The 20,018-nt window shown below is 36.1% G+C and carries 16 protein-coding genes; 3 read left to right on the top strand and 13 right to left on the bottom strand.

What is annotated here, in order from left to right; all coding sequences use genetic code 11:
* Window positions 1-2: 2 nt before the first annotated feature.
* The 8 genes from lysA to HCX49_RS01235 form a co-directional block, all read right to left on the bottom strand.
* Window positions 3-1,166, bottom strand: a complete 1,164-nt coding sequence (lysA, locus tag HCX49_RS01270; protein WP_021189496.1) for a diaminopimelate decarboxylase — start codon at window positions 1,164-1,166, stop codon at window positions 3-5.
* Window positions 1,167-1,180: 14 nt separating this feature from the next.
* Window positions 1,181-2,494: an aspartate kinase gene (locus HCX49_RS01265; protein WP_132771096.1), complete on the bottom strand. Its 1,314-nt coding sequence runs from the start codon at window positions 2,492-2,494 to the stop codon at window positions 1,181-1,183.
* 121 nt (window positions 2,495-2,615) lie between these two features.
* Window positions 2,616-3,563 (bottom strand): D-2-hydroxyacid dehydrogenase, encoded by a 948-nt coding sequence (locus HCX49_RS01260; protein WP_132771095.1) that lies wholly within the window; start codon window positions 3,561-3,563, stop codon window positions 2,616-2,618.
* Between the two features lie 14 nt (window positions 3,564-3,577).
* Entirely contained in the window at window positions 3,578-4,645 is a 1,068-nt protein-coding gene (gene serC, locus HCX49_RS01255) for a 3-phosphoserine/phosphohydroxythreonine transaminase (RefSeq protein WP_168125898.1), read from the bottom strand.
* Window positions 4,646-4,849: 204 nt separating this feature from the next.
* Window positions 4,850-5,107 carry a hypothetical protein gene (locus HCX49_RS01250; RefSeq protein WP_132771093.1) on the bottom strand — a complete coding sequence of 86 codons (258 nt, stop codon included), beginning with the start codon at window positions 5,105-5,107 and terminating at the stop codon, window positions 4,850-4,852.
* Window positions 5,108-5,173: 66 nt separating this feature from the next.
* Complete coding sequence (gene icd, locus HCX49_RS01245) at window positions 5,174-6,436, bottom strand: NADP-dependent isocitrate dehydrogenase (RefSeq protein ID WP_021189493.1); 1,263 nt, start codon at window positions 6,434-6,436, stop codon at window positions 5,174-5,176.
* 8 nt (window positions 6,437-6,444) lie between these two features.
* Entirely contained in the window at window positions 6,445-8,574 is a 2,130-nt protein-coding gene (locus HCX49_RS01240) for a cation:proton antiporter (protein WP_132771092.1), read from the bottom strand.
* Window positions 8,575-8,686: 112 nt separating this feature from the next.
* Window positions 8,687-9,907, bottom strand: coding sequence for an ABC transporter permease (locus HCX49_RS01235; protein WP_132771091.1), 1,221 nt, complete (start codon window positions 9,905-9,907; stop codon window positions 8,687-8,689).
* A 113-nt stretch (window positions 9,908-10,020) separates the two neighbouring features.
* Here HCX49_RS01235 and fmt point away from each other — a divergent pair, with 113 nt between their 5' ends.
* Window positions 10,021-10,938, top strand: a complete 918-nt coding sequence (gene fmt / locus HCX49_RS01230) for a methionyl-tRNA formyltransferase (protein ID WP_132771090.1) — start codon at window positions 10,021-10,023, stop codon at window positions 10,936-10,938.
* Here fmt and HCX49_RS01225 read toward each other — a convergent pair.
* Window positions 10,935-11,177: a helix-turn-helix domain-containing protein gene (locus HCX49_RS01225; protein WP_021189490.1), complete on the bottom strand. Its 243-nt coding sequence runs from the start codon at window positions 11,175-11,177 to the stop codon at window positions 10,935-10,937. The genes fmt and HCX49_RS01225 overlap by 4 nt on opposite strands.
* Before the next feature lie 374 nt (window positions 11,178-11,551).
* Between HCX49_RS01225 and HCX49_RS01220 the strand changes: the two genes are divergently transcribed.
* Window positions 11,552-12,412: an RNA polymerase sigma factor RpoD/SigA gene (locus HCX49_RS01220; RefSeq protein ID WP_021189489.1), complete on the top strand. Its 861-nt coding sequence runs from the start codon at window positions 11,552-11,554 to the stop codon at window positions 12,410-12,412.
* A gap of 123 nt (window positions 12,413-12,535) precedes the next feature.
* Here HCX49_RS01220 and HCX49_RS01215 read toward each other — a convergent pair whose 3' ends face one another.
* A complete protein-coding gene (locus HCX49_RS01215; RefSeq protein ID WP_156169556.1) occupies window positions 12,536-12,703 on the bottom strand; it encodes a hypothetical protein in 168 nt (55 codons plus the stop codon).
* 295 nt (window positions 12,704-12,998) lie between these two features.
* Between HCX49_RS01215 and HCX49_RS01210 the strand changes: the two genes are divergently transcribed.
* Window positions 12,999-13,568: a hypothetical protein gene (locus HCX49_RS01210; protein WP_132771089.1), complete on the top strand. Its 570-nt coding sequence runs from the start codon at window positions 12,999-13,001 to the stop codon at window positions 13,566-13,568.
* Window positions 13,569-13,595: 27 nt separating this feature from the next.
* Here the strand turns inward: HCX49_RS01210 and HCX49_RS01205 are convergent, their stop codons facing one another.
* From HCX49_RS01205 to HCX49_RS01195, 3 genes are all read right to left on the bottom strand, one after another.
* Window positions 13,596-14,546 (bottom strand): sensor histidine kinase, encoded by a 951-nt coding sequence (locus HCX49_RS01205; RefSeq protein ID WP_021189485.1) that lies wholly within the window; start codon window positions 14,544-14,546, stop codon window positions 13,596-13,598.
* 349 nt (window positions 14,547-14,895) lie between these two features.
* Window positions 14,896-16,665, bottom strand: coding sequence for a RagB/SusD family nutrient uptake outer membrane protein (locus HCX49_RS01200; protein ID WP_132771088.1), 1,770 nt, complete (start codon window positions 16,663-16,665; stop codon window positions 14,896-14,898).
* A gap of 11 nt (window positions 16,666-16,676) precedes the next feature.
* Window positions 16,677-20,000, bottom strand: a complete 3,324-nt coding sequence (locus tag HCX49_RS01195; protein ID WP_132771087.1) for a SusC/RagA family TonB-linked outer membrane protein — start codon at window positions 19,998-20,000, stop codon at window positions 16,677-16,679.
* Between the last annotated feature and the right edge of the window lie 18 nt (window positions 20,001-20,018).

The raw sequence follows: 20,018 nt of genomic DNA, 5'->3' as shown, positions 1-20,018 counted from the left end.
TTTTAGACTAATTCGTCGCTATATACATAGCGAATCTCCTCTCTGAGATTATAGCGTGAAGACATTACTTCACCATATGCACCAGCGGTACGTATAGCAACAAGATCTCCTCTTTTCGATAATGGCAATGTGACCTCTTTTCCAAAGCAATCGGAGCTTTCGCAGATAGGTCCTACAACATCATAATTGATAAGTTCTGTTGCATTTGCATCTCCAAGCTTTTCTATTTTATGAAAAGCCTGATATAATGCAGGTCGCATCAATTCAGTCATACCTGCATCTAATATTAAAAAGTTCTTCTTAACACCATTCTTAACATAAAGTACTTTACTGATTAAAGAACCACATTGCGCAACTAATGCACGCCCTAACTCAAAATGGACTTCCTGTTGTGGAGTTCTTTCTAAGAATTTATCAAAAATATCAAAATATGCTTCAAAATCAGGAATTGCATTCGTATCTGGGTTATGGTAATCCACTCCCAGTCCACCTCCAACATTTAAAACTTTGATGATGACACCACGTTCTTCAAACCAATTTTTCCATTCATTCACTTTCACACATAGGCTCTTGAATACATTCATATCTGTTATTTGAGAACCGATATGAAAATGTAAACCAATAAGTTCGATATTCTCACACTTCCGTATCACAGCTGCAGCTCTTTCAAGTTCCGCATTTGTAACACCAAATTTATTTTCATCTAATCCCGTTGTGATATAATGATGGGTATGTGCATCGACATTAGGATTAATACGTAATGCTACTTTAGCTTTTCTTCCCTGAACAGCAGCCAACTCATTGATCACCTCCAATTCCTGAATAGACTCGACATTGAAAGCAAAAATATCGTGCGCTAAAGCAAGATTAATTTCCTTATCAGACTTACCTACACCAGCAAAAGTGATCATTTTTGCATCAAACCCCGCATTAATAGCCTGTTGCACCTCATTTCCACTTACACAATCTGCTCCAAAACCTTTACTTTGGATCATTTCAAGCAAACGGCTGTTGAAATTTGATTTCAAAGCAAAATGCACATGGAATCCACGCTTACTGGAAGCGGCATAAGCCGCATCCAACGTTTCTTCCAAAACGTTCAGGTCGTAGTAATAAAAAGGAGTTTCCTTTCCTACGAACTGACTCTCTATATTTTCATTTTTCATTTTGGTTATTTCAATTAAAATAAACGGTTGTGTAACGAGCGTAATGCTTCCACTTTATGATCCGTGTCCAACAGAACTGATACATTATAATCCGAACCTCCATATGAAATCATTCGGACCGGTAAGTGTTTTACAGCATCCAATACTCGGGCCGCATACCCATGTGTATTCAAGTCAAAATCACCTACCACACATACGATGGTTTGATGTTCATCCACCGACACAGTCCCAAAATCTTCGACTTCTTTAATAATATCCTGTAGATTTTTCGTATCGTCTATCGTTACAGAAACAGCAACCTCCGATGTTGTAATCATATCTATTGGTGTCTTATAACGTTCAAATATTTCAAATACACGACGTAAAAAACCATAGGCCAAAAGCATACGTGAAGAATGAATATGAATAGCTGTGATTCCATCTTTAGCGGCTATTGCACGAATACTACCCTTTTGACCACCTTCTTTACTAATAAGCGTACCTTTAGCCTGAGGATCCATCGTATTCAACAAGCGAACGGGTACATTATATTTTTGAGCAGGAAATACCGATTGCGGATGTAAAATTTTTGCACCGAAATAAGCTAATTCTGCCGCTTCGTCAAAACTCAAATGCGCAATTGGGGTTGTATTCTTTACGATTCTCGGATCATTATTATGCATTCCGTCGATATCGGTCCAGATCTGAACCTCTTCAGCTCCAATCGCGGCACCAATTAATGATGCAGTATAATCCGATCCTCCACGACGTAGATTATCTACCTCACCAAAAGAATTACGGCAAATAAAGCCCTGCGTTATAAACAACGTATTATCAGGATAATTGGCAAGCAAAGGAGTCAATTTCTCTGTTATATAGTCTACCACAGGCTCATTATCTTCATCAATCTTCATAAAATCTAATGCCGGTAATAATACGGAAGGAACATTTATTTCTGTTAGATGAAAATGGAATAAAGCAGTTGACATCAACTCCCCCTGTGCTAAAATGATCTTATCTTCTACAGGAGTAAAAATCTCATGTGCAAAACTTTCAATAAAATTAAAATGCGAATCGATTAAGCTCTTGCCGTTTTTATATCCAGCTTCAGTTTTGAACAATTCCTTAATGAGGTCTTCGTACTTGTCTTTATGCTTCTTTATTAATTCCTTGGCCAAGTTCTTATCATCTGCAAGATATGCTTGACCAATTTCTACTAAAGCATTTGTTGTCCCAGACACAGCTGACAACACCACAACTTGACGCTCAGAAGGGTTTACAATATCTAACAACCCTTTGATGCGCTCTGCACTACCGACAGATGTACCACCAAATTTTAAAATTTTCATACTGAATTACATTATATTTAAATTTTGCCGTGAATATAGGCAATTACTTAGTTTTTTTGCAAAAAAATGCGGCACAAATACATAATGTTTTTGTGCCGCATCATTTTATTATGCGGAAGAATTACTTATTAAGATTCTCGATAATCAATTGTGCCAATTCAACACCGATACGTTCTTGCGCTTCATTTGTTGCGGCACCAATATGTGGTGTCAAAGAAATTTTTGGATGTTTCAAAATCTCCAATCTCGGAGTAGGCTCATTGTCAAAGACATCTAATCCCGCAAAAGCTACCTTACCAGAATCCAAGGCTTCGATTAAAGCAAGTTCATCAATTACACCACCACGGGCAGCATTAACTAAACCAACTTGATCTTTCAACAATGCAAATTCAGCTTGACCTATTGCTGGCTTATCTAAGAAAGGAACATGCAAAGTAATAAAATCAGAAGTTTTCAATAAATCCTCCATGGATACTTGATCTACTGGTAATTCCACTTCAAATCCTTGAGTCAGGGATAAAGTTAACGTTTTAGGCCCATCAGCTAGATCATAATACACAATATCCATCCCAAGACCCAATCCAATCTTCGCTGTCTCACGTCCAATACGTCCAAAACCAACCACACCCAATGTTTTCCCTCTCAGTTCAGTTCCGCCTGCATATGCTTTTTTCAAAGCACCAAACTTACTCTCCCCAGATAAAGGCATTTGACGGTTTGAATCATAAAGGAAACGTACTCCATTTAATAAATGAGCAAATACCAATTCTGCAACAGATAAGGAAGAAGCAGCTGGTGTATTCAACACCGCTATTCCTTTGGAGCGTGCGTAGTCGACATCAATATTATCCATGCCGACGCCACCACGTCCGATCACTTTTAGGTTTGGACAAACATCAATTAAAGCCTGTCTAACTTTCGTTGCACTACGTACCGTAATGGCATCGTAAGCTTGTAATTTTTCCGCTAATTCTTCCTGCGGAATATGATTTGTATCTACTTCAAATCCGGCATCCTCCAAAAGTTGTTTTCCAGCTGGATCGATACCATCATTTGCTAATATTCTCATGATATAATTTCGATTTATTTTTTCAATTCTTCAAACTCTTTCATTGCATCTACCATAGCATTGATGCTTGTTATCGACAATGCATTATAGATTGATGCTCTAAAACCACCAACTGAACGATGACCTTTAATACCGATCAGTTCACGTTCTTTAGCTAAAGCCAAGAACTCAGCCTCTAATTCTGCAGAATCCATGACAAAAGTAACATTCATACGAGAACGATCTTCTACGGCAGCAGTTCCTTTGAAGAATGGGTTACGATCGATTTCATCATACAACGTACGTGCCTTAATAATATTCTCTTGTTCAATAACAGCTACACCACCTTTTGCTTTCAACCAGCGTAGGTTAAGAAGAGATACAAAGATGGAGAAAACAGGGGGTGTATTGTACATTGAATCTGCCGAAATATGTGCAGTGTAATCCAAAATAGATGGAATAACACGTCCCGTTTTACCTAAAATCTCATCTTTAACGATTACTAAAGTAGCGCCTGCAGGACCCATATTTTTTTGTGCTCCCGCATAGATAAGATCAAAATCACTCACATTAATCTCACGGCTCAAAATATCTGAAGACATATCAACGACAATTGGAGCACTTGATGCTGGAACATCAAATACTTCAGTTCCGTAAATTGTATTATTTGACGTATAATGAAAATAAGCTGCATCAGCAGGAACAGTATATTGCTTTGGAATATAGGTGTAATTTTTATCGCTCGATGATGCAACTACCTCTACATTTCCAATCTTCTTTGCTTCTTTAATTGCTTTTGAAGCCCATACACCAGTATCCAAGTAAGCTGCTTTACCATTTTCAGGCAACAAGTTTAACGCTACCATTGCAAATTGTAAACTTGCACCTCCCTGTAGGAACAAAATAGAATATCCTTGCGGCACATTTAACAATTCGCGAACCAATTTAGTTGCTTCATCCAAAACTGCTTCGAATTCTTTGGATCGATGCGAAATTTCTAAGATGGATAAACCAGTATTATTAAAATTAATTACAGCTTGTGAAGCTTCTTGAAAAACTTCCTTTGGCAGAATGCAAGGACCTGCTCCAAAATTATGTTTCATCGATATATAGTTTGTTTTTTTGTATACTTTTCTACGGTTCGACTAAGCAATCGTTTGCTTTCCGAAGATCAAAGGTACAAGTTTTCTTACTTAAATTTCAACAAAAAATCAATATTAATGAAATTTAGAAAAAAGTAACACCGAAATGATAAAAAGATAACATAAAATACTTGAAAAAACATTAAAAATGATATTATGTATAACCTATAATAAGATCACTTTCCACGCTTGCTCAACCTCTCCTCTTTTTAATAACTTCTGTGCATAAAGTTGTAAATGTATCAAACGACTATTTTCATCACCAATAAATGCATTAAGGAGATCGAAAATCTCTGGTTCGTCACGGATAGCATCAATCTCCATATCATCTGGTAATTGTTCAACACGAAGTAACTGCTGTAATTCTTCCTCTGTAAATACAGAAGAAACTTTAACAAACGGTGGTAAATCTGAAAATTGCATATAAAAAAAGCTGACCTTTAAATAAAATTCAAAGGTCAGCTTTATCTAGCATATTCAAAATAGCTATTATAACTTTTCGATCATACGATCCGCAAATTCACTTGTTTTCACGAGCGTGGCATCTTCCATTAAATTATAAAAATCAACTGTTACAGTTTTGGCTTTAATTGTCTCGCTCAATGCTTTAACTATAGCATCTGCCACTTCTTGCCATCCCATATATTCGAACATCATCACACCACTTAAAATTACTGAAGAAGGATTCATTGTATCGGTATTTGCAAACCGGGGTGCAGTTCCATGCGTTGCCTCAAAAACAGCATGTCCAGTATTATAATTGATATTTGCTCCAGGAGCAATACCAATCCCCCCAACAATTGCAGCAAGGGCATCTGAAATATAATCGCCATTCAAATTCAATGTAGCAATAACAGAATAATCACGCGGATTTAGTAAAATCTGTTGCAGAAAATTATCTGCAATGACATCTTTGATCAAAAGCTTACCAGCAGCCAGGGCTTCCTGTTGCTCAGCATTAGCTGCAGCATCCCCTTTCTCCGCTTTAGTCCGTTCCCATTGACCCCAGGTATATGTTTCCTTAGCAAATTCTGTCTCTGCTAATTCATAACCCCAATTTTTAAAAGCCCCCTCTGTAAACTTCATAATATTACCTTTATGAACCAAAGTCACAGAAGGTAATTTATGCGCTAAAGCATGTTCAATTGCTGCACGTACAAGCCGTTTAGAACCTCTTTCCGAAACCAATTTAATTCCCACCCCCGTATCATTCGAAAAATTATAATCGACATGAAGTTGAGTACGAAGAAAATCTTGAATTTTAGTCGCATCTGCTGTACCCGACGCAAATTCGATACCTGCATAAATATCTTCCGTATTTTCACGAAAAATAACCATATTAACATATTCCGGATGCTTAACAGGTGATGGAACACCCTCATACCACTTTGTAGGACGTTGGCAAACAAACAAATCTAATTCCTTACGCAAGGCCACATTTAGAGAACGGATACCACCCCCTATCGGCGTTGTTAACGGTCCTTTAATACCAACTAGATATTCTTTCAGTACATCAAGTGTCTCTTCTGGCAACCATGCTCCAGTTTCATCAAATGCCTTCTCTCCAGCCAGTACCTCTTTCCATTCAATTTTCCTTTTACCACCATACGCAACTTCTACCGCACGATCAAAAACCCGAACCGAAGCACGCCAAATGTCAGGGCCTATACCGTCGCCAATAATAAATGGAATGATAGGCTGATCAGGTACCTGTAGCGGTCCATCCAGAGACTTTGTTATTTTACTTGCCATAGTTCAGTTTATTTATCTTTATTGAACATGTTTCCAATTTCTTTACTAATCTTTCTGAAGATCGGAGCCGCTTGCACATCTTCATATTCATCAATATGTTGATTGTCTACCCGACTCGGAAATACAAGGACCACATTTTCATTCTGATGAATACGTTCCAATTTCTTTGCCAAACCATCTAAAGAATCACGGTAAGATACCTCACCATAACGCGATGAAACATAAAATAAAAATGCATTATCCTCTCTAAATGACTTTAACCCCTGCATATGATCCCAATCATCATAAATCTTATAATTAACAGGAACTGAATTTTTAATTTCTTCCAGAAATATTTTAGTGGCCTCTTCAGTACGTTTATCACACACAAAAGTGACCGAAATTGTAAGCTCCTGTCCTAATTTAAGCACTTTCTCTACCCAATATTCAAATCCGAATTCGGATTGGGCCAAAGGTGGTGCGAAAACAATAATTTTATTATGCGTAATAAAAGGCTTCTTAAATTGGCACATCATGACATTTGCAGAAGTACGGTTTAAAATACTTTCAGACTTCTCACCAACAATTTTATCTACAAAATTACTTGCACTTGGCCATCCTAATAGAATACAGTCAGCCATCACCTCTTTTGCACTACGGCTAATTCCACTAGGAATATTATAATCAATCGTAGTAGCAATACTTACTTCGGTTTCACTACCAGAGGCATATTTTACAATATTATCCAAATTTTTACGCGCTATGGCCATATTCTTTTCCGCTTGCTCATTATCCTTAACAACGGAAACAATACTTATTGGATAATGCGATTTTTTGCTTCGCATCAATGTAGCAAAATCCAAAAGCGGTTTCATGTTTTCCATATTTGCTAATGGTATCAGAATATGTTCATCATGTTCCTTCACAATATTGATATGGCTTTCGTCCTGATCTCCATCCATTACTATTTTTTTCGATGCCCCTTCTGTCACAATAGTTGCAACAATACAGGTTACCAAAATCAATAAGATTGTACCATTCAACACATTTTCATCGATAATCTCATTTTTATACCCGACCATGATCACAGCAAGAGTTGCTGCGGCGTGTGAACTACTCAAACCAAAAATAACATTTCGCTGTCCTGAGCTATACTTAAAAACCAATTGGGTCATCCATGCGGCTCCCCATTTACCCAAGATGGCAACAACTGTTAGTGTTGCCGCAACAATTAAAGCCTCCGGTCCGCGTAGCAGCACACTGACATCCACGATCATACCTACGCTTATTAAGAAAAACGGAATAAAGATCGCGTTTCCAATAAACTCAATACGATTCATCAGGGCGGACGAATGCGGAATTAACTTATTCAACGCTAATCCTGCAACGAAAGCACCAATAATTGGTTCAAGCCCCGCGATTTCAGACAAGAATGCGGCAAAGAAAACAATTGATAAAATAAAAATATAATGTGAAGTTTTTTCACTTTCAATACGTTCGAAAAACCATTTCGCAATGCGAGGAATCACACCAAACATGATAAAAAGGAAAATTGCGAAAGATACACCTAAAGTAACCCAAAATTCCTGTCCGATATTCCCTTGCGAAGCTCCGGTGATTACTGCCAAAATAATCAGAACAGCAGTGTCCGTTAATATAGTTCCACCTATAGTAATAGCTACAGCTTCATTTTTAGAAATACCATAACTATTTACAATCGGATAAGAAACCAATGTATGAGTAGCAAACATACTGGAAATCAAAATGCTGGCTAAAATACCATAATCCAAAAGATAAAAACAGACCGGGAAACCGATAGCAATAGGAATAATAAACGTGAAAAAACCGAACCATAAACTCTTATGCTTAGTTTTTTTAAACTCATTCATATCCAGTTCCAGACCAGCTATAAACATAATATAAAGCAAACCTATCGTAGAGAAAAGGTCCACTGCAGAGTTTTTCTCCAACCAGTTCAGTCCATGCGGGCCAATGACAACACCAGAAATAATCAAACCTATAATGCCCGGAACTTTAATTGAACGTAATAAAATGGGCGATAATAAAATGATAAATAAGACGAGCGCGAAAATGAGTACTGGACTTTTTAAAGGTGCTTCGAAAGCATGCGATAAGTGATCTAATACGTTTCTATTCATAAATATATAAGCTAAATCTAGTATACATTTGAGTAAGATTTCTGGCAGAAATCCCCTTATCAAACTTCTAAAAGTAAAATATTTATTTCGGAACTACAATTAAAGCACTTATTTATTTGAAAGAAATCGCGCGAATTGGGCTGATTTTAGTGATCAATAGAGAAGGGATAAACAAAGCTAACATTCCAATGATTAATAGCGAAACATTGATTAAAATGATATCCGTCCAAAACAACTTGACAGCTACATAAGAGATGTAATAGGTTTGCTCATCTAATTTGAAAAAATGAGTATAATCTTGAAAGAAATATAAACCCAGGCCTATAAAGTTACCCAATAATAAACCTAAACCAATTAAATAGAGCGCATTATACATAAAAACACGACGAACTCCATTATTATGAAAACCAAGTGCTTTTAAAATACCGATCATAGAGGTACGCTCTAAAATAGTAATCAGCAAAGCCGAGACCATATTGATGATAGCAACTAAAGTCACTAATATAAAAATAATAGTAGTATTCATGTCCAGAAGATCTAACCATTGAAAGATATCTGGCACCTGTTCACGGATGCTTATAGCATGCATATCCATTGGGACCAGATCATCAAGCTCATCAGTTGTTTGTTGTAGCTTTGAAAAATCTTGAATACGAACCTCATACCCCCCCACAGCTGTACTATCTAAATTATTAAGTTTACGAATTAAATCTAAAGACCCTATTACATAAACCTTATCCAATTCTTCAGAACCTGAGTTATAAATTCCTTTAATCTCAAATTTTCGCTTACGAATAGGCTGTTGAACGAAATACATAATAAAATCATCACCAACCTTTAGCATCAACCTATTGGCAAGATACTTAGATATCAAAATTTGTTCTCCCGGTCCTTCTTTTTGTTTTAGATTTAATGTATCACCCTCGACCAATATCTTTTTTAAATAATTTTGATCATAGCTGATATCAACACCCTTTAATAAAACTCCCTCCACCTCATCGTTAACATTGATAATCCCAGGTTTTGTAGCAAAAGAATTTACACTAACTACATTTGGATGATTTTTAACCGAATCCCACTGTATAGAATCTAAAGCAATGGGTGAGTTTTCATAGGAATTGTTCAGATCGTATCGCAAGACCATGATATCACCAAAAAAACCACGCTGTTTGGCTGTAATTTCCGATTTGAATCCTCGCAATACACCAACAGAGAGAATAATTGCAGCAATTGCCAGAGCTATTGCTCCTATAGTAATGCGCACAATCAATTTGGAAAAAGTTCTTTTTCCTAAAAAAGTGATTCTCTTGGCTAAAAAGTATGGAAAATTCAAGCTTTTAAATTATTTATGTAACTTCGCAAAGTTAAAAAAAAATGTGAAGCAGCCTATTTTATTCCTGTTGTTTCCATCATCTCAGTATTAAAACAACAAAAACATAGTCTATTATGCGCATCATATTCATGGGAACCCCGGACTTTGCCGTCGCTTCATTAGATGCACTTGTGCAATCTGGTGAAAATATTGTAGCTGTCATAACAGCACCTGACAAACCAGCAGGTCGAGGACAAAAACTTCATCAATCTGCAGTCAAAGTATATGCTGAAGCTCATAATATACCCGTATTACAACCTGTCAAATTAAAGGATGCTGATTTTCTAGAAGAATTGCGATCTTACCAAGCAGATTTACAAGTAGTCGTAGCATTCCGAATGCTACCAGAAGCTGTCTGGAAAATGCCTCCTTACGGCACGATCAATGTCCATGCATCGTTATTACCTCAGTATCGTGGCGCAGCACCAATTAACCATGCCATCATCAACGGGGAAGAAGTTACTGGAGTATCCACATTTTTATTGCAACATGAAATTGATACAGGAAGTATTTTACTATCTAAAGAAGTTACAATTGCACCAGATGACAATGCCGGAATTTTGCATGATAAACTGATGCATACAGGAGCTGAAATACTGCTCAAAACTATAGCAGGTTTAAAAAAAAATACACTTACACCAAAAGCACAGAGCAACTTATTAGCGGAAAGTGAATTAAAACATGCGCCTAAAATATTTAAAGAAAACTGCCAAATTGACTGGAAAAAGGATGTCGACAGCATTTATAACTTGATTCGTGGCCTAAGCCCCTATCCAGCAGCCTTTACCAGCCTAGATAATAAAGTATTAAAACTATATACAGTATCCAAAGAATATGCAACCCCAGATATTGCACAGGGAGATTATAAAACGGATGGAAAAACTTATCTTAAATTTGCAGGCAATAACGGCTATATCAGCGTAAAGCAATTACAGATTGAAGGTAAGAAAAAAATGGAAATCATTGACTTCTTAAGAGGGTACCGCTTTTAGTCGCTTTGCTCCTCCTCTTTCGTTACCTCAGCCGTATCCGCGACATATTCCATGATATCTGCTGGCTGGCAATGCAATGCATGACAGATAGAAGCCAAAGTATCCAAACGCAATGCTTTGGCTTTTTGATTTTTAATAATCGAAAGGTTTGACAGTGTGATGCCTACCCTAGCACTAAGCTCATTCAATGACATTTTGCGATCGCGCATTACTTTGTCTAAATGTATAATAATTGGCATAATCAAAATTATATGTTTATTGAAAAACATGTATTTCATAAAAAAGTTTTGGTCATCGAAAATTTAATTTCTTGTAGAATCAAATGTATCATTTTTTTTTAGAAATTTAGTTTTTCAATACTATTCTTAGTCGCAATTCCGTTACACAAGCAAAGCGCATTCATTACCAAATGATTACATATTTATTTAGAAGTTCAAACACTATTATGACCGAATTCAGTCATTTTGGAATAATTTTTGTTGCGTTATAAAGTAAATAAAATTCCTCATAATCAACAAGATATAATCACATATCAACAACAAATATTAAAATAATTCGTTTTTATTTTGTATTTTTGCAAACATTTCAGAGAAGAAAGGTATTAATATAATTAATGAGACAGCTCAAAATTACACAATCGATTACCAATCGTGAGTCACAGTCGTTAGACAAGTACTTACACGAAATTGGTAAAGTAGACTTAATTACAGCAGAAGAAGAAGTTGAATTAGCACAACGTATTCGCGAAGGTGACCAAGTTGCCTTGGAGAAATTGACTAAAACCAACTTGCGTTTCGTCGTATCTGTAGCAAAACAATATCAGAATCAAGGATTAACCTTAGGTGATTTAATCAACGAAGGTAACTTGGGCTTAATAAAAGCAGCTAAGCGTTTTGACGAAACAAAAGGTTTTAAATTTATCTCGTATGCGGTATGGTGGATTCGTCAATCAATCCTTCAAGCTATTGCAGAGCAATCTCGTATTGTGCGTTTACCTTTGAACCAGGTCGGTTCATTAAGTAAAATTAGTAAAGCATTCTCTAAATTAGAACAAGAGTATGAACGCGAGCCTTCACCAGAAGAATTAGCAGACATCCTTGAAACAACAGTCGATAAAGTTTCGGATACATTAAGTAACTCTGGAAGACATGTCTCTATGGACGCACCATTCGTGCAAGGGGAAGAAAATACCCTATTAGACGTATTAGAGAATCATGATCCAGATACAGATAGTTCCCTTATCGATGAATCTTTATCTGAGGAAATCAGACGTTCACTGTCAACGCTGACAGAGCGTGAAAGAGAAATAATTGTATTATTTTTCGGACTTGGATCAAACCACCAGTTATCCTTAGAAGAAATCGGTGAAAAATTCAATCTTACCCGCGAACGTGTCCGCCAGATCAAAGACAAAGCTTTACAACGCTTACGTCATACATCTCGTAGCAAGATCTTAAAATCTTATTTAGGTTAATAGTATTAACAGTATTTCTTAGATGCGCAGCCAAAAACTGCGCATTTTTTGTTCTATTAGACTAACACAGTCATTGCTACTCACTGTAAACGTACTGAACACCATTATTTAATTATACCATATTTACTTATTTCTTTGACCAGGTGCAAATGGTTTCGCAGATTTTGCTCCAACAGCTTTCTTGGCTTGTCCAGGAGGTACTTTACCGCTATTTCCAGCAGTTCTCGTTGTATAACATGAGGTTAAAAATACCATACAAATAAGGGGCAATACTAAACAAATCTTTCTCATAATAATTACGTTTTATTATAAAAGACTAATAACGTGCCAAATATACTTTTGCAGACATCCCAGCCCATAGAACACGATATAGTAATTTAAAAAATTATCCGATTAAAGATAATTCTCCCAACTTTTTAAATTGATCGATATGATCAAATTCATATTGCTTTATTTTACTTTTTATTATTTATAAATTCTTCAAGAAATAGATAGCATATATAACTGAAATCAGGGATTTTTAAATTATAAATTAGCACGATCTTTATAAAATATAAAACAGACAATTTTAACAATAAAAGCAAATATGCAACAAGCAGTTATCCTTTTTATAATATCTATTTTTTTATACAGTTGTTCAAAGGAAACTACCGCATCTAAGATAATAACCATTAAAAAAGATTGGTCTGTATTAGACCTTGAATTTGAGAAATCCACAATTGAAGATTTTATTGTATTTGCATCATCAAAAAACATAGAATTTGAAAGAGATTCTTTATTCTCTTATAGTGAATACGATAGTATAGAATTTTCTAAAGATGACGATTATGAACAGAAAATTTGTTTTACAAATGAACAGCTTGGTTTAAAATTTATTTTCTCTCAACAAAATGAAGGTGAGGATAAGCAGAATGCTAATCATACTTTCGAAAAATATGAAATTTCAAATTTTTCAAAAGTTAAATTTGCAAATGGCCTATTTCCAAAATTTCCATCAAAGGAACGTGATCGAATTTTCGTCAAAGATTCTTTATTAAACAGCATAGATTTGTATGAAGCCTACAGCAAGAATAATTACATTACTGCTGGAGTACAAAAAATAAATGACTCTATTTCTGAACTAAAAATAATTATTGGATCACAAAAAATAAATTAAACGAATAAAAACAGGAAAGAATCAAACCTAATTTTGTTCTTTAAAACCATTCATAAAGTTGCTATTTTCTTTATTTATAATTTCATCATCAAGAGCAGTAATCGTGTGTATTGGAAAAGAAATAAAAACAATCGTCCCAACATTACTGATGTTTTCAAAATAAATTTTACCTCCTACCCGTTGGAGAAGATCCTTACATAATGAAACCCCAAGTCCTGCCCCTGTACCATTAACAGCTTTTCTATGATCCCAACTGTTTCTATTATTAAGCTTTTCAACAGTCGATTCTGGCATATTTATTCCTTCATTTTCTATATATAACAACAATTCATCTCCTTTGATCTCCGAAACCCCTAAAGTAATTTTACCGGCATATTTACAAAACTTGACGGCATTACTAACAATGTTCCTAATGACAAAAGAAAATATATCCCTGCTCATATACAAATAAACATCTTTAGGAAGACTCTCTTCTAAAGAAATATTATTTGACATTAAATCTTTTTGAAATAACAACAAGACATGCTGAATCTGTTGAGAAATATTAAACGTTTCCTTGTTTTCTAAGTTATCACGGAGCTGAGATTCTGCCCATAAAAGCACCTCATCCAACATATTTTGTGAATGAGAGAGTTCTGATCCTAATTGCATTAAAACTTGTTCCATATCAAGTTTTGACATAAGCGATAAGTCAACGGCATTCAACAACATACTCATTGAAATAAAAGGAGTTCTTAAATCGTGTGAAGCAATTGACAATACCTTGATCTTAAAAAGTTCGGAAGCCTTCAATTCTTCATTATACTTTTTAATTTGATCAGCCTGCTCTTCGAGTGCTATATTAGTACCTAAAAGTTTGACTTTTTCCCGCTTTAAAATGCGATTTTTCCGAATCAATTCATAGAGTAAAAATCCGATAATAATTTTACTCACAATAATCCCGGTTATCAGAATTGTAATAATTGTTTGACTTTCCATAATTTCTCACACCCTAATATCTTTCATGTTCAAATAATTGATCAATAAAAATACCATTACATGAAGCACTTTTACAAAAGATAGATGTTTTGTGGTTTTTTTAAAAAATCTAAAAATACCTAACAAGTAAATATAAGTATTTTTGAGTTCCAAGTATGCTTCAATATCTATAACAATTTCTTAAATAGCATGAATTCAATAAAAAATACGAAAGGTCTTCTGTATTTATACAGAAGACCTTTGAGGTGGTACATTAATAAATTCGAGTTCTCGACAGTAATTACTTTTTTTAAAGTACTATAATGAATATTTATTTTTACTATCGCCAAGCATATGATAAGACTTCATATTATTCTAGTGTCGGATTAAAAGTTCCACCCCAATCCTTATTCTGTGATATTTTAGGATTTTTATCAATCACAGATTGAGCTAATGGAAAAAAGTAATAAGTATCGGGTACAAGATTTACTTTATTTCCCGTATTTGGAACTTGTAAAACACTGTATTTAAACTGATTTTCCTTAAGCTGATAAGTTTTGGCAAGATTTGCAGCCTCATCCAAATCCATTTCAGCTCCATTACTAAGAATAGCAATAGCCTCTACACCATATTTGGTCGTATTATTAAGTATATTCAATTTTCGAGTTCTTCTCAGATCCCAGAAACGGTGTCCTTCAAAACAAAACTCAATATTCCGTTCTGCCAAAATTGCATCTCTCATCTGAGTACGGTCAATAGCGGTAATACCGTAATTTCCGTCACTTCCTGCTTCAATACCTGCACGCATCCTGATCTGTTTTAGAATGGTTAATGCGGTATTAAAATCCCCGGTTTCGTTTGCAGTTTCAGCATAGTTGATCATAACCTCCGCAAATCTCATCAGTACAAAATCCACATCATATTGAGTTTCTACTTCTGTTTGCTTCAGCGATAACTTTGAATTTTTAAGTATAAAAAATCCACTATATCGATTCAGATTTTCTGATGGTGTTTTAGCCTTAGGATTAATACCAAAGTTATCCAGATCTGCGGCTATACCCACAGAGGTATATTGACGTTTCCCTGATTTCCCAGAAACTTCGTAAATCTTGCCATTCCATACAATAGATTTGTCGAACCGAGGATCTCTATTTTCCCAATAAGATTGTAAAAACTGCTCATTCGTTTTAAAATACTTTCCTGTCGGATCTGAGAAAGTTTTACCATCTTTCATGGGAAATGACTTGACAAAATCCCATGTTGGAACTGCACCTGCTGCGCCTCTACTTTCAGAACCCGGGCGCACTCCATTATCCCAACTCGCCACTTTATTCGGATACGAATTGATTACAGCAAAAACAACTTCAGATCCCTTCTCCTGCAAAGCAATGTTAGCATAGTCTGGAGTCAAATTATATCCATCAGCCTTTAACTTATCATAGGCAGCTTTATTTGCAGCATGCGCTTCTGCCCAATACACATTATTATAAGGGTTAGTTGGATTAAATTGAGGGGAAGCCTTGTACAATAAAACTTTAGCTTTAAAAGATAGAGCAAAATTCCCATCGATTCTACCATAATCTCCTGAACTTTTGGCAATCATAGGCGGCAATAAGGCAATTGCCTGATCTAGATCTTTTATCATTAAATCAAAACATTCCTTCGTTGTGTTACGAGGTGTTTCTAAATCATCTTTCTCCAAATCCTGCGGTACAGTAATATAGGGTACACCACCATGATATCGAACCATATTAAAATACATATATGCTCTCATAAATAAAGCTTGCCCAAGAATAGCATTTTTTACATCTGCATTTAATGCTGCACTTTCGGTTACTTTTTGAATTGCAGTATTAATTCTACGGATAGTGGTATAATCCCAAGATTTATAAGCGGCATTGTTAACTGTGATAGCATCCAAAGGAAAAGATATGCCCATTAACTGCTCTGAATTGGCATCCGCTGAAGCATTCCAATTTCCAAACATGGGATAAAGATTCGTTATATAGGCATTCACAAGATTCGGATCGTTCCATACCTTGCTTTCGTCAAGTGAATTAAGATCTTCAATATCTAACACATTTTTACAAGACGCTACTGTAACTAAAAGTGCTATTAGGGTATAAAATATCGTTTTCATAGTTTTTTCAATTAAAATTTAACATCCAAACCCAAGGTAAATGTTTTCATAACAGGATAGGAATCATACATTTTCTGTTCCGGGTCGTGAAACTCGGTCATAGGAGAAAGCACAAATAGGTTTGTTCCATTAAAGAATACATTCACACTGTTTATTTTCATCGACTTTGTAATTGACTGCGGTAAACTATAGGATATATTTAAATCTCTTAGGCGCAAATATGCACCATTACGAATCCAAAAACTCGAAGCACCTGTTCCCGACTCCTGCCAGTTGGAACCCACTACTCTCGGATAATCTGCCTGTGGATTATCTGCTGTCCAAACATCGCCTGCCCAGATAGGATAATACGGTCGAAAAGTACCGCCATGCTGACGAATTCCTCCACCTTCCAAATTACTTATAACACGATCATATGCCAGTACTCCCTGCAATAAAGCTGAAACAGAAAAACCTTTCCAGTTTGCATTTAGCCCAAAACCGTAATTGATGCGTGGTGTATTATTTTCGGAAAGCAACGTCAGATCATTATCATCGATCTTACCATCTGGGCTTTCAGAATAATTAGCTCCACGAATATCTTTGTACAAAATCATACCTAAGTATGGATCACGACCATATGTTTTAAACCCACTGCTCTTCAGTGCATCTAATTGCTCCTGTGTTCTAACAAGATCCACAGCTTCAAAGCCGATGATTCGATTTTCAGGTCTTCCAATTCGAGATTCGAAATTGCGCGTTCCCCCAACAGCAAATGCAGGCTCTTCATCATAGACATCCCAACGATCTTTTGCATACCCCATATTAGCTGTGATTCCATAACCTACTTCACCCACACGATCATTCCAATTAATAGATACCTCTCCACCTTTATAACTTCGAGCAGCATAGTTTTCCGGAGCCAATGACCGTCCATAATTATCAGGAATTTTCAAAGTACGCCGTCCTAAAATATCTGTTTCCTTACGATTAAACACATCTATTGAGCCACTTAGTTTATTATTTACAAAACCAAAATCCAAACCGATATTAACACTTTTGGATGTCGTCCAAGTCAGGTTCTGTGTAGGTGTATCACCATAGGCAATACCATTATAATAACGATCACCAAACATGTAGCCACCCGCAGGCCTATATTTTTCCTGATACAAAAATTGTCCGATCCTTTGCGCATTAACATCAAGATCATTCCCTGTTGTTCCATATGAAGCTCTTAACTTTAGATCACTCACCGTATTTTTGATATCTAAGAAAAACTGTTCTTCCGACACACGCCAAGCAGCTGACATGGATGGAAAAAATCCCCACCGTTTATCACCGGGGAATAAGGGCGAACCATCATATCTAAATGAAAATTCAGCGATATATTTATCTGCATAGTTATAATTTGCACGTCCGATAAATCCCCTTCTAGAATTAATTGTTTCATACGCATCTGTAGCTCTAAAATTACGATCCGTCGGGTAAATAAACATTTGATCAATACTAACAATTGGATTTTCAGCACGGGATGTTACATAGGTTCCACCAGCTTTAAATTGTTCATAGACCAACAACGCATCAATGGCATGTTTATTAAATTTACGGTTATAATTCAAAAACCAGTTGACCTGATATTCCCACTCCCGTTGAGGAGAATAATCCATAAAAGGCTGTGCTTGACTAAAAGTAAAAATATTCACTTTGTCTTCTGAAGGTGGTGCAGGTATAAACCTATTTCCATCCGGATTCAGAGAAGTAAATGTGTAGTTCTTTTGGAAGGTCATAAATCTTTTACGCATATAATCTTCTGCGAGATAGCTACCTACAACTTTTGTAGACAAGCCCTCTATGAGTTTATCCAACTTATAATTCAACGTCATGATTGGGTTTACCTGACGAACTTTACGATCGATATATCGATTCCCAACTACTTGGTCAATCACATTCCAAGCTTGCCAGCTCCCCATGGGTGTCTGAACAGGATATGCTGTTGGAGAATTACTTGGAGATCCATCTGCGTTTAAATAAAACGGATACATTTTAGGCCAATTGAATGTTACGCGATAAAAATCTGACACATCAAAATCATCATCATTAGCGGAAGTACTAAATGGCCAATAAAAACGTTTGGAATTGATTTGATTGGCCGAGATATTAACATCAATCGTAAAATCATCCGTAATCTTGGCACTGACATTACTCCTTAAATTGAATTTTTCATGATCCAATGATTTGTAAGATCCATTTTCTTTACGATAACTGACTAAATTATAATAAGTAATTCGGTCTCCACCACCCGACACCGAGATCGATTGTCGGTGACTAAAAGGGTTTCTCCAGATATTATCATTAACACTATAGTCCTTATCCTTAAAATAATCAAACTCAGCCTGTCCATTGGGTGCTACCCATGGTTCTGTTCTAGAGCCATTTTCCCAAAGAAATTGAGATACCCGATTTTGATAAGTCAGTTCATCAGCCGCAGTCGTAATATCTGCTAAAAGCGTTTGAGTAGGAGCACCAAAACTATAATTACTTTGCACATTAAATACAGGCTCCTGAGCTGATCCCTTTTTAGTTGTGACAACCACAACACCGTTACCCGCTCTTGTCCCGTAGACCGCAGCTGTTGCGGCATCTTTCAAAAAACTCATCTGATCCACTTCATTGGCTTCCAAGGCATCGAATGCCGCTTTATCCCGTACAATTCCGTCAATCACATACAAAGGTTCTGCAAAACTACCACGAATGCGTAGACTTGAGGAAGCTCCCGCCATACCCGAAGTATTTGTAACATTTATACCTGCGGCACGTCCAGCTAAGGCATTAGAAAGGTTAGAAGGCGAAATATTCTTTAATTGTTCGGCATTGACCGAAGTCACTGAACCTGTAATATTTGCTTTTTTCTGCTTTCCATAACCAACTACTACAACCTCTTCTAAACTTTCCTGTTCTTGCTCTAGAGCAACAGTAATAGCAACTTTATCTTTTGAATCAATATTATAGTTACTAAGTACTTTGGTCTTGAAGCCTACAAAACTGATTTTAATTTCGTATCCCTGCCCCTCTGGAATACGGTCAAACGAAAAAGTTCCTGCTGCATTCGTCGTATTCATCTGTTTATACTTCGTAGACAGATTTTCAATACTTACAGTAGCGCCACTGATGGGATTATTACTTCCATCCCTGACAACTCCACTTACAGAAGCTGTTGACTGGCTGTACCCCACATGAAATCCCATACTCAGCAATCCCAACATTCCGAGTCGAAGGGGCCAGTTAGTACGTGGACTTTTAAATCGAAGTAGCAGCACAGTTTGAAACTGATGCTTTTTAGATAAAAAGTTGCTCATAATTTGTTTGGTTTAATT

The organism is Sphingobacterium sp. B16(2022), assembly GCF_012030425.1.
Classification (GTDB): domain Bacteria; phylum Bacteroidota; class Bacteroidia; order Sphingobacteriales; family Sphingobacteriaceae; genus Sphingobacterium; species Sphingobacterium anhuiense.
This window is presented reverse-complemented; position numbering and strand designations above follow the sequence as displayed.